The 12952-nt window shown below is 46.9% G+C and carries 9 protein-coding genes; 4 read left to right on the forward strand and 5 right to left on the reverse strand.

Annotation, left to right across the window (positions count from 1 at the left end; genetic code table 11):
- Positions 1 to 27: 27 nt before the first annotated feature.
- Genes ACK3SF_RS05170 through ACK3SF_RS05180 form a run of 3 tightly spaced genes read left to right on the forward strand, consistent with a single transcriptional unit; the run spans position 28 to position 3711 of the window.
- Positions 28 to 1809, forward strand: a complete 1782-nt coding sequence (locus tag ACK3SF_RS05170) for an amylo-alpha-1,6-glucosidase (protein ID WP_414837632.1) — start codon at positions 28 to 30, stop codon at positions 1807 to 1809.
- Positions 1802 to 2455 carry a triose-phosphate isomerase gene (gene tpiA / locus ACK3SF_RS05175; RefSeq protein ID WP_414837633.1) on the forward strand — a complete coding sequence of 218 codons (654 nt, stop codon included), beginning with the start codon at positions 1802 to 1804 and terminating at the stop codon, positions 2453 to 2455. Before ACK3SF_RS05170 ends, tpiA begins: the two co-directional genes overlap by 8 nt.
- Positions 2452 to 3711, forward strand: coding sequence for an ADP-dependent glucokinase/phosphofructokinase (locus ACK3SF_RS05180; protein ID WP_414837634.1), 1260 nt, complete (start codon positions 2452 to 2454; stop codon positions 3709 to 3711). Before tpiA ends, ACK3SF_RS05180 begins: the two co-directional genes overlap by 4 nt.
- Here ACK3SF_RS05180 and ACK3SF_RS05185 read toward each other — a convergent pair.
- From ACK3SF_RS05185 to ACK3SF_RS05205, 5 genes are all read right to left on the reverse strand, one after another.
- Positions 3703 to 5037, reverse strand: a complete 1335-nt coding sequence (locus tag ACK3SF_RS05185) for a phosphomannomutase/phosphoglucomutase (protein ID WP_414837635.1) — start codon at positions 5035 to 5037, stop codon at positions 3703 to 3705. The two genes, ACK3SF_RS05180 and ACK3SF_RS05185, sit on opposite strands and share 9 nt — an antisense overlap.
- Before the next feature lie 3 nt (positions 5038 to 5040).
- Positions 5041 to 5562 carry an HIT family protein gene (locus ACK3SF_RS05190; RefSeq protein ID WP_414837636.1) on the reverse strand — a complete coding sequence of 174 codons (522 nt, stop codon included), beginning with the start codon at positions 5560 to 5562 and terminating at the stop codon, positions 5041 to 5043.
- A gap of 91 nt (positions 5563 to 5653) precedes the next feature.
- Positions 5654 to 6412 (reverse strand): cell division ATPase MinD, encoded by a 759-nt coding sequence (minD, locus tag ACK3SF_RS05195; protein ID WP_414837637.1) that lies wholly within the window; start codon positions 6410 to 6412, stop codon positions 5654 to 5656.
- 83 nt (positions 6413 to 6495) lie between these two features.
- Complete coding sequence (gene minD, locus ACK3SF_RS05200; protein WP_414837638.1) at positions 6496 to 7263, reverse strand: cell division ATPase MinD; 768 nt, start codon at positions 7261 to 7263, stop codon at positions 6496 to 6498.
- Positions 7264 to 7349: 86 nt separating this feature from the next.
- Positions 7350 to 9962, reverse strand: a complete 2613-nt coding sequence (locus ACK3SF_RS05205) for a LamG domain-containing protein (RefSeq protein WP_414837639.1) — start codon at positions 9960 to 9962, stop codon at positions 7350 to 7352.
- Positions 9963 to 10083: 121 nt separating this feature from the next.
- On the opposite strand from ACK3SF_RS05205, the gene leuS reads away from it, so the two are divergent.
- Entirely contained in the window at positions 10084 to 12942 is a 2859-nt protein-coding gene (leuS, locus tag ACK3SF_RS05210; RefSeq protein WP_414837640.1) for a leucine--tRNA ligase, read from the forward strand.
- Positions 12943 to 12952: the final 10 nt, after the last annotated feature.

A 12952-nucleotide genomic window follows, 5' to 3' on the forward strand; every position in this document is an offset into this window, starting at 1 on the left:
TACCGTTAGAAAGAGAATTCAGGAGTTATGAGATACCATTTAAACCAGGATTTAGACGATAAAAAAGGGATTATATCTAATCTCCACTGCTTCTTCAACCGCCATCTTGACACAGGATTCAAGACGAAATGGGACGGGCTGTGGATACCACCGTACAAGTTCCTCGACTACTACGCAGTAAAAATAAACGGAGAATGGCTAGGCCCCGAAACTGTAGAAGCAGTTGACTACGGAGAAAAAATGGTTTTCCACCACGAGACAGACAGCATAAAAGTTAAAGAAACTGTAGAGGCCTCTCCAACAACTCCCGGGATAGATATAGAACTCCAGTACGAGAACAAGATGGACAAAAAGAAGGCAGTACATACAGGCCTGGAGCTAGGTGTCGATATCAGGCATAAAGACACAGATACAGATAATACAGACTATACAATGGAGAAAGGACCTAACAGGCTTTCTGTGGAGAGAAAAAGTAAGAAACTGATGATTTCAAGCAGCGAAGAGTTTAATGTGAATGGCGACTCCTATGAGAAAGAGCATTTCCCCGGTGAGAGGCAGAAATGCTTTATTCCCGGTGAAATTTCTTTCCGCTCCGAGCTCGAGGATCGGAACAGTATCTCTATCGAAGTGTCGACTCCTGACGGAGTTTTCGGACGCATAGATAGTCAGAATCAGGAACTGGAGCATGAAAAGCTTGGGCACGGTTTCAGTTCTGCTCTTGATAGCCTGAGGAATCTTTGCTACGACAGGGACGGCACAGGGATAATCGCCGGCCATCCCTGGTTCCAGTCTTTCTGGGCGCGGGATAGCTTCTGGTCAGTACTCGGACTGATAGATGCAGGATACTTTGAGCTGGCGGAGGACATACTGACTAACTTTGCTGACAGAGGCCTTCCTGACAAGATTGTGATTGATGGAGAGGATCGTGTTGAGCCGAAGCAGTATGATACTGAGCCGCTTTTCATAATGGCTGCTGACAAGCTTGAAAGACATCATCGTACGAACGATGTGATAGATGAGGCTGTGGCGGAAGCAGCGGAAGACCTGAAGATAGAGAACGATGGAATCGTCCATAATGAGGCCTGTGGAACCTGGATGGATACTATAAGGCGAAAAAATGCTGTAGATGTGCAGAGCCTGTGGATAGAAGCTCTTGATGCTCTAAACGATGACAGGAGAGAAAAATTATTTGAAGGCCTGGAAAATTTTACCGAAGAGGAGTACATGAAAGATAGCATCAACGGAGAAGACACACTGAGCATAAATCCTGCGTTAGCGCTGATGTACGGCCATATAGATGAGGGAAAGGCCCAGAAATATCTTGAAACGATCAACGGCGAGTTTGCCTCACGTTACGGGGCAAGAACGCGCTCATGCACAGATCCAGGATACGAGGCCTCCGGCTATCATACAGGCAGTGTCTGGGGATTGACGACTTGCTGGGCGGCTGCTGCAAACATACGCTACGGGAGGGAAAGGCAGGGAGTCAACTTTATCGAGAAGTTTCTGCAGTTCCTGGACACTGATCAGCCAGGAGCATTCCCCGAAAATGTTGATGCCGAGAACGGGAAAATCCTCGGGTGCAGCGAACAGGCCTGGAGCGCAGGACTGATAGTACACGTTATAGACACCTATCTGCTGGGCATAAAGGTACGGAAAAACCGTGTGGAGATTCAGCCGCCGGAAAATATTTCCTGTACACGAAGAAATAAACGTATAAAGGACGAAGAAGTCGATATAAGATTTGAAGACGGAGATGCTGAAATCCTCGATGAAACAGAGCTAGATATTGTGGTGAAAAATGAATAACAGGATAATAGTCAATTTCAAGGCCTACAGAAATGCACTGGGAGATAGAAGCGAAGAACTGGTAAAAAGCTTCAGTGAAGTATACAAAGAAATAGATGGAGAGGTCATAGTTGCTCCCTCTTCCTTTGATACGTTCAGAACTGCGGGTAACGGAATCAAAATCTACAGCCAGCATGTTGGCCCTCTGAAGCCCGGAAGCCATACCGGCCACAGTGTTGCAGAGGCGGTAGAGGCCACTGGAGCTTCAGGCAGCTTGATCAATCACTCTGAGAGACGTATGGATAGTGAGAGTATAGAGGATGCTGTTTCACGATGTGAGGAGCTTGGATTAGAGACTGTTGTCTGTGCTCAGACTGTTGAAGAAGTTGAGGAGTACAGTTCTTTCAGGCCCGATTTCATCGCTTTTGAGCCTCCGGAGCTTATCGGCGGCGATACTGCTGTCTCCCAGGCGGAGCCTGAAATGATCAGAGAAGCTGTTGAGAGTACTGCGGATGGAGTTGAGACTTTGACAGGGGCAGGAATAAAAAGCGCGGAAGATGTAAGTAAAAGCATAGAGCTTGGATGTTCGGGAGTACTGGTGGCATCCGGCATCGTAAAATCAGATAATCCAGCGGAGACTCTGGAAAAAATGTGTGAAGGCCTTTGAAAGATATCTGGCGGCGACGTTACCTGGAATCGGTTGAATCCGAAAGATCTGAAGCAAATGTCTTGACAGGTTTTAACGCAAATCTTGATTACATCTACAGATTTGATGATCTCGATATCGATCTTGAATCTGTTGAATCCAGGAAGATCGATCCTGTGAAAAATCCAGAGGAGCTCAACTCAGTGCTGAAGTACTGTATAGAGAACAATGAGAACATGGAGGTGCACGGAAAGCACCTGGCCCGGGAGTTCCCTGAAGCGGAGAAGCGTCTCGGAGGCCAGGGAGGCATAATATCAGATTTTCTCAGCAAGACAGGCAACTACGTTGTCTTCTACACTCCTTTCCTGTCACAGGAGCTGGCAGACCTTATTGACTCTGAAGTCGTATACCCTGTAGCTGATGGAGGCCTGAAGCTGAAACGTGTGAAAGATGCTGTAAACACTGATAGAGTCAAAGAAAACATGATTGTAGAGTACGATAACGAACACACCGGAAGACTTATTGTCTCGGACAGACTTCAGGGATTCGGACCTTACTTCAGAAAAGGAGTAGAGGAAAAACTGGACAAGCTTGACGATGAACTTGATGCAGTCGTTCTATCAGGATTCCACGACGCAGACGGAAACTTCGAGTCAAAGATAGACAAGGCAGAAGTACAGATAAGCCAGATCAAGAGCCCAAAACACCTCGAATACGTCGACATGGAGGCCTCCAAATCCGAAAAAATCCTGGCGGATCTGGTGCCTGAGTTCGACAGTATAGGCCTCGATGAATCAGAGGCTCTGGAACTTTCAAGCAGCCTTGGACACAGCTTTGAAGAAAAACTAAGTCTTGGAGAGGCCTTCCAGCTATCTAAAAGCCTCATAGAAGATTACAGCCTCGAAAGGATTCATATACACACCTACAGATATCATGTCGCCGTCACTGGAGAAGACTACGGTACGAGGCCTGAGAAAATCCGTGAATCAATGCTTTACGCAGAGAACTGTGCTCTCAAGATGTCAGATATAGGAGAGATACCGGACAGCATCGACATGAATAATTACAGTCTTGAAAACAAGCACGTTCATATTCTGGATGATCTGGAAGATTTCCAGCATCATCTAGGCCTTGATAACTTTGTGGAAGAAGGTATAGCAGAAATTGATGGATTCAACGTAGTTTCAATCCCTACACTGATTCATGAGGATCCTGAAAGAGTTGTAGGGATGGGAGATGTAATTTCCTCAGCGGCTTTCACTGCAGAGCTACGCTGAGGTCTCCTGTATAAATTTTCTGACATCTGACTCGATTCTCTGGAGGATTTGATCGAGGTCTTCTTCTGTATCGGCCTCACATCTGACGCTCATCTTTGGCTCGGTGCTTGAAGGCCTTACAAGAGCCCATCCTTTTTCGAAGTGGATCTTCACGCCGTCTTTTCGGGAGATCTCACGATCAGAGTAGGCCTCTCCGATCTTCTGGATTACTTTTTCTTTTGCGTCTTCAGGACAGTCGATCCTTAACTCCGGGGATACAGGATAGTCTGTGTAGCTTGAGAGTCTTTCCTCCAGTTTATCTTCGTTAAGCATCTTCATCATCAGAGCTGCGGCAAAAAGGCCGTCATCCCACGGGAAATCCCATGCCGGGAAGTAGAAATGTCCTGAAAGCTCGCCAGCGAAGACAACACTGGAATCACTGTGGATAGCCTCTGATATAAACGTATGGCCTACACGCGACTCTACAGGCTCTCCTCCTCTCTTAGTAATCATTTCGGATACAAGCTTGGAGGCCCTCAGATCGTATACCACTTTTCCTTTCTCAATCTCTAAGGCCTCTTCCGAGAAAAGAGCTAGAACTTCATCCTCGGAGATATGACCATATCCAGGCATCACGAATCCGGCTCTATCGCCATCTCCATCGAATATTATGCCCATATCCTCATCACTCATCTCTTCCTCCAGCGCTTTCCGGGCCTCTTCATTCGTGGGATCCGGCAGATGATTCGGGAAGGAACCATCAACATCCTCGTTAATCAGAGTTACATCCGATGCCAGGGATTCAAACAGATCCTCGGCAAGGACCCCTGTAACTCCGTTTCCACAGTTGACAGCTACATCAAGATCCAGAGATCCAAAAATTTCTACAAGCTCCTTGATGTAATCCTCAAGCACATCTAACTCGTTGACAGAGGCCTCTCCCTGCTCGAAATCCTCATTCTCGTATATCTCCTGGATCTCAGCCATTCCTCCTTCACGGGACATAGACAGAGCATTTTCCTTGCAGAACTTGAAGCCTGTGTACTCCGGCGGATTATGTGAGGCCGTTACGATTACAGAGGCCTCTAAATTATTCTTGTACTGTCCGTACTTTACTACAGGCGTAGGGACAACACCTGCAACTAGAGCATCAGTTCCTGTAGAAGTAAGGCCTTCTGTAAAGGCCTCCAAGATTTTTTCCCCGTGTTCTCTGCCGTCTCTCCCGATCAAAACTTTTTCTGCATCGGTGAATGTTCCGAAGGCCTTGCCTACTTTTTCCGCTTCTTTTTCTCCGATTTCGTCAGGAAAAGTTCCTCTCAGATCGTATGTGTGGAAGAATGAACTCATTTTTTATCTCCAGTAGTCTTCAAGTATCTCTGATTTTTCTTTGTACTCTTCCTGCATATCTGGCAGGGATTTCTTCATGACTTTTGTATCAAGTGAAGTCTCCATGAAGCCTCTATCTTTCTCGTAGATCGGTACTAGCTGTACATGTAGATGCGGAATAGATTCTCCTGCTGCTTTCCCTATATTCATGCCAACATCGATTCCAGCGGGCTCGACTACTTCCCTCTGAAGCTCTTCAACTTTCTGCACCATTGCGAACAGACGATTTCTCTCCTCATCCTCGAGATCCGTCATCGAGTTGACGTGACGCTTCGGCACGACCATGATGTGGCCGGTGTTGTACGGGAAGATATTCAGCTCCACCATAAGGAAATCGTCTTCAAATATCGCCAGCTTGGAAACTCTTTCATCGTCAGAGGCCTGTGCACAGAAGATACAGTCGATATCATCCGGCACCTCGTTCGCCTCGTACTCTTCACGTTTCGGACTCCACAGGTACTGTTCGTACGGCTTCAAGTCAGTCATAGGAAAACCTTCGGAAAACTAGAATTTAAGCCTTACCGCATAAAGGCCTCTAAACGTCCTGAAACAGAGATTAATACAGAAAAAACTTTTTTTACAGGCTGAGATCCTCAATCTTGTAACGGATCTTCGTCGAGAGGCCTCTCTGCGGAGGTTCTTCTCCTTTCACACGGTGAGCCACATCATGGATTGCATGTGAAACTTTTGATTTAGGCTTGTGTGCAACTACAGGCTTCCGGAGTGCAATAGCTTCTCTTACATGTTTGTGATCCGGTACCTCTCCAATTATCTTTTCCTGTACAAGTTCCTCGATGTCTTCCTGTTTAACTTCCGATTTCTCTCCGCGTACCTCGTTCAGTACGAGGCCCAGAATATCTCTTTCCATCTCTTCCGCCAGCTTCTTCGCTCCAAGAGCGTTCGTCAGTGCCGGAAGCTCTGGCTTCGAGACGAGAAGTACTTCGTCAGAGGCCTCTACTGCTGCCTCTACTTCCTCTCCTACTCCTGCGGCTGCGTCGATGAATACGTAGTCTTTGTCGCCGAGGAAATCGATCAGTGCGTGTTTCAGATTCTCCGAGTCGGCGTCGAATTCAAGTATGGATGCCGGTAGAATTGAGACTCCTTCAGGGTGTTTTGCCAGGGCCTGTGTGATGTATGCGTCGCCTTCCATCACGTCGTTCAGGGAGACGTCCTGGAATCCCATTCCGAAGTGCTGTGCGATATTTGCTCCGGAGAAGTTTCCGTCAATTATTACAACGTCTTCGCCCTGCTTTGAAAGTGCAACTCCGAGATTGGAGGTCATGGTCGTCTTTCCTACTCCTCCTTTTCCGGAGACTACAGAGATTACCCTGGTCATACAGAGTAGTTTTAGTTTCGCCGCATTAAAAACCTGACTATTCAGGATATGCTTCAAAGTTCAAAGGAAGTAAAATGGAATATTTAGGTGAACTTATCCAGTAGGCGGGAGATAATGCCTTTTCCACCGATCTGTGGCTCGTATTCTATCCCTGCTACGTCTGAAGCAATCACGTTGAATCTTTCAGAGACATGGTGATCCGGTGCGTGATGTACAACAGGCTTCTTCTTTGCAAGAGCTTCTTCCACTTTCTGATGCTCAGGGATCTCCATCATGACTTCGTAGCCGATCATGGATTCAACTTCTTCTTTTGAGAGCTCGGCATCGTGATCCTTGATCTTGTTCAATACTACACCTGTAACTTTTGTTCCTGTCTCCTCTGCGATATCGACAGTCTTCAATGCATCAGTTACTGCAGGAAGATTCGGATTAGTGACTACAAGAACTTCATCAGAGGCCTCTATAGCGGATACCGATTCCTGGCCAAGGCCTGCCGCTGAATCGACTAGTACAAAGTCCGGTTCGCCGACGGCATCAAGAAGAACATCTGAAAGATTGTCAGGAGTCGTGTCACGCAGATCCTCTACTGAGAGGCCTGCAGGTACGACTCTAAGCCCGGAATCATGGATATACATTGCTTCTGTGATATGGGCGTCTCCTTTCAGGACGTCGTGTAGAGTGGTTGGGTACAGCGGGATGCCGATGTGGAATCCCAGGTTCGGATTAGTAAGATTTGCATCAAGTACAATCGTGTCGGCGCCGAAATTTGTCAGTGCAGCACCTAGATTTGCCGTGACTGTAGTCTTCCCGACACCTCCCTTTCCACTGCTAACACAGATTAACCGAGTCATACAATTAGATAGTCTCCGATCATTTAAATTACTAGGTGAATCCTTGTCAAGCCCAGTCACTCTGAGAAATGAACACTGTTTTTCCTCTATCGACCTATCTCTATAACTCCGTTTACAGGCCTGAATCTGGCTCCTGCCTTAATTCTGAGCGAGTCACTTTTTATTCTGAAGCTGCCTGTCCATGATCCCGAGATCTCGGCATTCTGGCTTACGTTGAAAAACAGTTTGCCGTTCAGGGATTCAAGATCGGCTTGAGGCCTGGAGATGAACAATCTAGAGATCTGGTACTCTGAAGCTGTAAACTCTCTGGTACTGTTCAGGACGCATTCAGTCTCTGTAACATGATCACATATACTGTCAGGATCAGTAGACAGAGTGAAGCTGTTCAAGGCCCAGGAACGTGATATATTCGATGTCCCTCCATGGAACTCCACCGTTACATCCTCAGACTCCGGAAGATCTACAGAGTAACTCTGTTCGCCCTCAATTAAGAGAACTTTATCAGTCCCCAGCACTTCTCCAGAATAATTCAAGGCCTTTACAGTGGCATTGAGACTGGTATTGTCCCTTATTTTTGCATCAGTTGTAAGCGATCGCCATTTTGCTTTATCCTGGCTGTCGGAGTACACAATATCAAGAGAATTAATCCTGCTGGTGTTATCTCCATCTCCCAGAAAAGATACGTTGAACCGGAAATATCTCGACAGATTGTTCTCCGGGAACTGATCAGAGTACACCCATTGCCCGGAAGAGTTCACACCATAGTTTATATTGAAATCTGTTCCCTGAGGCCTCTGATAGTCCAGGAACGCTTTCTTCAGGTAGACCTGTCTGCCCGCATCATAAATTTTTGAGCTGTACGATCCTGATGTATTGTATCCCAGAGTCGAGCTTAAAGAGTATTCTCCAGGCTCTACAGCCATCCATCCCAGATTCTCTTCGGTATGCGTATCACAGCTGTTTCCGGATTCTATCTCACAGTATCTTACATCCATACTGGTGCTCTGAATATTTCTGACCTCATCTATCTGAAGTTCCTGTCCTCCGTTCTCGGAAAGGCCTGAAACAAGGCCTACAGGATTTTCTAGAGATGAGTATGACTGTGTGTTCCAGTTACTGTCAGAAACTACTGTTCCTGTAGTTCCCAGCTCGCTGTTCGGTATAGGACTGTTTCCTGGCTCTATTGCTATCCATCCTACTGTCTCAGTCGTGTGTCCTCCGTTACAGGCATCCTGAGAATCCTGCTGGCAGATTCCTCCGGTGAAACTTCCTGATCCATGACTTGAGATACGGGCCTCGACTCCTGGCGTTCCCTGAACCGTCTGGACAGTTGTGAAAGGTACAGGAGCGCTGCTGAAAGATTCCTGATAGTTTACAGTGTTTGCAGTGCTGGTGAACTCTCCACTGATATCGAATGTTCCAGCCTCGATGCCGTCAACAGAGTTAACCGAGGATGCGTCTACCGCAATGTAATGTATTATATGCCCAGAAGAGGCCTGACAGCTTCCTCTTCCATCAGAGTCACAGACACGTATAGAAGCTGAACTCTGGCCTACATTGCGCACCTCTGAGATAAGGCCGTTCCCGTTTCCTGTATTCTCTACTGTAGCTACTACAACAGGAGATTCAAAGTTCGAGTAATTTATCTCCATCCAGTCTCCGCTTGCAGCAGTCAAACTACCTATTTTAACATCGCTTAATTTCTGGAGGCCTAGATTTGAATCCAGAGATTCAGTGCTGTTGAACTCTCCTTTCCTCCAGTCGCTGTCGGAGTTCAGAAGAGTGTTTTCAGAGTATCTTCGAGAATAACTCGAGTTGAAAAAGCCTTCAAGGCCGTTAAAGTATGAACTGTTTATCTCCTGATCTGAAAGAGCGCGCTGATGGATCCTGAATTCATCTATAGTTCCGTTGAATCTTGTATCTACAGATGATCCTCCCTGATCGCCGTTGAAGGATGAGGCCTCTGATCCTGTTCCTATGAATCCGTAACGTGTTGCTCCTGTACCCAGAGAGTTCCCTCCATGGGCGCTGGCGGATGCTACCTGGATGCCGTCAACGAAAATTTTCTTGCTGGTGGCTGCATCTGAGTCATACCATCCGCAGGCGTAATGCCATTTTCCATCCGCGTAGCTCTTTGAAGTAGCCAGGTCGTGAGTGTTTCCTGATGAATCTGTTGTATCCCATGCTATGTGGCTGCCGGAAGAGGAATCATCATCGAAGGAGAAACGCCAGTACTCGCTTCTATCGAATGATGCGATGAAGTTTCCGTATCCTGTTTCAGCATCTGTTGATTTAACCCAGCTGCATACCGTGATCTGATCTATTTCACCGCTTGAAGTATATTTTTTCCTGAGAGCAAGATAATCATCCGATCCATCAAGATTTACTGCAGATGATGAGAGTACTCCGGGCGCAGTCGTGTTGACACCATTGTATGCCACAGCACCGTAACCGTTCTGCGAATAACCTGTAAACTCTCCGCCGTTGCCGGAGACATTCTCCTCGAACCTCCAAAGAGTATCTAAACCATCCGAAGTAGAATTGTGATATCCCATAGTCAGGCCTTCAGAACTGTTGTAGAAAGTGCCGTTGAACTCTCCTTTTTCCCACTGCGTCCTGTCCGAGGCCTGAAAATCCATGGAGAGGCCTGTGGAAGAAATGGCAATCACAGCAGCTAACAGGACAAAAATGTTGCGCATAACTGGTATGTGATTTGCTCGATATTAAATCTGACTAACGTGGAGGAAACCTGTTGTAGAAATTTCTGTTCTTTTTCCGAGTTAACTTAATTTGATATAAATTGGCTCCTTATTCGTGTGTATGACTGAGGATTTCGCCTCCAAATTGAATGTTATAGAGGATAAATGGCAGGAAAAATGGCAAGAGGAAAGAGTTTTCGAGTCCGATCCAAACAATGATGACAAGTTCTTCATCACCGTGGCTTATCCGTATCCGAGCGGCGGGATGCATATCGGACACGTCGGAACGTATACACTGCCGGATGTCTTCGCACGTTTCAAGCGTATGCAGGGATACAACGTACTTTTCCCTATGGCCTGGCATGTTACAGGAACCCCTATCATTGGAGCCTTGAACCGTCTGAAGGACGGAGAAGAAGATCAGTGGAATACCTTAACGAATGTGTACAATGTTCCTGAGGAAGAGCTTGAGGCCATGGAGGAGCCGATGGATTATGCGAACTACTTTATCGAAAACAGTTACAAGCCGAACATGAAGAATCTAGGATTCTCTGTCGACTGGAGACGCGAATTCACTACTAACGATGATCACTACAACAGATTTATCGAATGGCAGTACAAACGCTTGAGAGAAAAAGATCTTGTCAAGAAAGGAATGCATCCTACAAAGTACTGCCTGAACGATGAGAACCCTGTAACCACCCACGACCTGCTTGAAGGAGAGGACGCGGAAAAACAGGAGTACACACTTGTCAAGTTCACCGGAGAATACGACGGAAAAGAAGTAATCCTGCCAATGGCGACTTTGAGGCCTGAAACAGTCTTCGGAGTAACACATACACTCGCCGATCCTTCATCAACGTACAAACTTGTGGAAGTCGATGGAGAAAACTGGATCGTCAGCGAAGAGGCCTCTGAAAAACTTGAACACCAGGACAGAGAAGTTAAGATCACCGGAGACGTCCCAGGCGAAGATATAGTCGGCGAATACTTCAGAAATCCTGTAACAGATGATGAAGTCATCATGCTTCCGGCTGATTTCGTGGAAACTGATTCAGGATCAGGCCTCGTCATGTCTGTTCCTGCACACGCTCCTTACGACTGGATCTCCCTTCAGGACTTGAAAGAGTCAGAGGCCTTGCTGAAGGAGTACGGGATTTCTCCTAACGAGGTCAGGAGTATCGAGCCGAAACAGATAATCAATACAGAGTACTATACAGGGATGCCTGCTGAAGAGGCCTGTAATAATTACGATGTAGAGTCCCAAGGCGATGAAGAGGCCTTGGAGAAGGCGACTGAAGAGGTTTACGAGAAGGAGTTCCACAACGGGAAGTTGAACGGTTCATGCGGCGATTATGCATCAGAGAACGTGAACTCTGTGAAAGATGTACTTATCAAGGATTTCGAGGATGATGGATTCTTCGACTCCATGTACGATTTCTCAGAGGAAGTTGTCTGTCGCTGCGGTGGCAAAGTTATCGTGGCGATGCAGGAGTCATGGTTCCTGGAGTACGGCGATCCGGGATGGAAGGACAAAGTCCAGAAGCTGATGAACAATATCGACATCATTCCCGATGAGAAACGGGAGGACTACGAGCACACCGTTGACTGGCTTGAGTCATGGCCTGCGATCAGAAACTTCGGGCTTGGAACAAAGCTGCCGTTCGACGACGAATTCGTAGTCGAGCCACTCTCGGACTCCACCATCTACATGGCCTTCTACACGATCAGAAACATCATCAGAGACGTCGAATCAGAGAAACTTGATCCAGAGTTCTTCGACTACGTGTTCAACGAGAAAGGAGAGGCCTCGGAAGTAGCAGAAAAAACAGGAATCGATCTCGAGATAGTTGAAAAAGCACGTGAAAGCTTCGATTACTGGTACCCTCTTGACTGGAGGACTTCAGCCTATCCACTGATCCAGAATCACCTGACGTTCATGATGTACCATCATACAGCTTTATTCGAGCAGGATGACTGGCCTCAGGGAATAGCAACGTGGGGACTCGGGACACTGGAAGGTAAGAAGATGTCAAGCAGCAAAGGCCACGTAAAACTTCCAGACAACGCTATAAACGAGTACGGAGCCGATACAACAAGATTCTTCATCTTTGCTTCACGTGAGCCATGGCAGGACTTCGACTGGAACGAAGACGACGTTGAAGAATACTTCAACAAAGTCAGAAACTTCTACAATCGAAGCCTTGAACTTTACAACACCGGCGAAGAAAGAGAGATGAACAGGCTCGACAGATACGCACTTTCCCGACTTCAGAAAATCGTACGGGAAGCAACAGAAGGCCTAGAAGAATTCCAGACACGTAAAGCAGGCCTGAACGCTTTCTTCGAGATGAACTCTCTGATCAACAGATACAGAACACGTTCAGACACTTTGAACAGAGAAGTAGTCAACGAGCTCGTGGAGAAACAGATCAGGCTCATGTCGCCTTTCACGCCACACATCTGTGAGGAACTGTGGAACGAGATAGGCGGCGAAGGATTCGTCTCAAAGGCTGAATGGCCGGAAGCCGACGAAGAACTTATCGATGAAGAAGTAGAGGCCTCTGAAGATCTTGTACAGGAAACGATGAGTGATATCCGGGAAGTAGCGGATATCGTAGGCGACTATGAAGAGATAAAGATCATAGTCGCAGGCGAAGAGAAGAGAGAACTTTTCAGAGAGCTGAATAAAACTGTAGATGACAGGCCTGAATTCGGAGAGGCCATGCAGCAGCTGATCGAGTCAACAGGTTCAGAGCCAGAGACTATAGAAAGTTATCTGAAGAACTACCTGAACTCGCCGGGAGATCTTCCTGAGAACGTATTCAGCGAAGACGACGAACTCGAGATCCTTGAGGAAAACGAGAAATTCCTGGAGAAAGAGTTCGATTCCTGGGTAGATATAGTCACAGAAGAAGACTCTGAAGACGAAAAGGCCTCAAGAGCAGAGCCAGGAAAGCCAGCAATCATACTGGAGTAAAAAATCCGGA

The organism is Candidatus Nanosalina sp. VS9-1 (assembly GCF_047555085.1).
In the GTDB taxonomy this organism is placed as follows: domain Archaea; phylum Nanohalarchaeota; class Nanosalinia; order Nanosalinales; family Nanosalinaceae; genus Nanosalina.

Bases quoted from the DNA above. Each gene is read 5' to 3' on its own strand.
- ACK3SF_RS05170 (WP_414837632.1), top strand. From the start codon at position 28: ATGAGATACCATTTAAACCAGGATTTAGACGATAAAAAAGGGATTATA.
- tpiA (WP_414837633.1), top strand. From the start codon at position 1,802: ATGAATAACAGGATAATAGTCAATTTCAAGGCCTACAGAAATGCACTG.
- ACK3SF_RS05185 (WP_414837635.1), bottom strand. From the start codon at position 5,037: ATGAGTTCATTCTTCCACACATACGATCTGAGAGGAACTTTTCCTGAC.
- ACK3SF_RS05190 (WP_414837636.1), bottom strand. From the start codon at position 5,562: ATGACTGACTTGAAGCCGTACGAACAGTACCTGTGGAGTCCGAAACGT.
- minD (WP_414837637.1), bottom strand. From the start codon at position 6,412: ATGACCAGGGTAATCTCTGTAGTCTCCGGAAAAGGAGGAGTAGGAAAG.
- minD (WP_414837638.1), bottom strand. From the start codon at position 7,263: ATGACTCGGTTAATCTGTGTTAGCAGTGGAAAGGGAGGTGTCGGGAAG.
- ACK3SF_RS05205 (WP_414837639.1), bottom strand. From the start codon at position 9,962: ATGCGCAACATTTTTGTCCTGTTAGCTGCTGTGATTGCCATTTCTTCC.
- leuS (WP_414837640.1), top strand. From the start codon at position 10,084: ATGACTGAGGATTTCGCCTCCAAATTGAATGTTATAGAGGATAAATGG.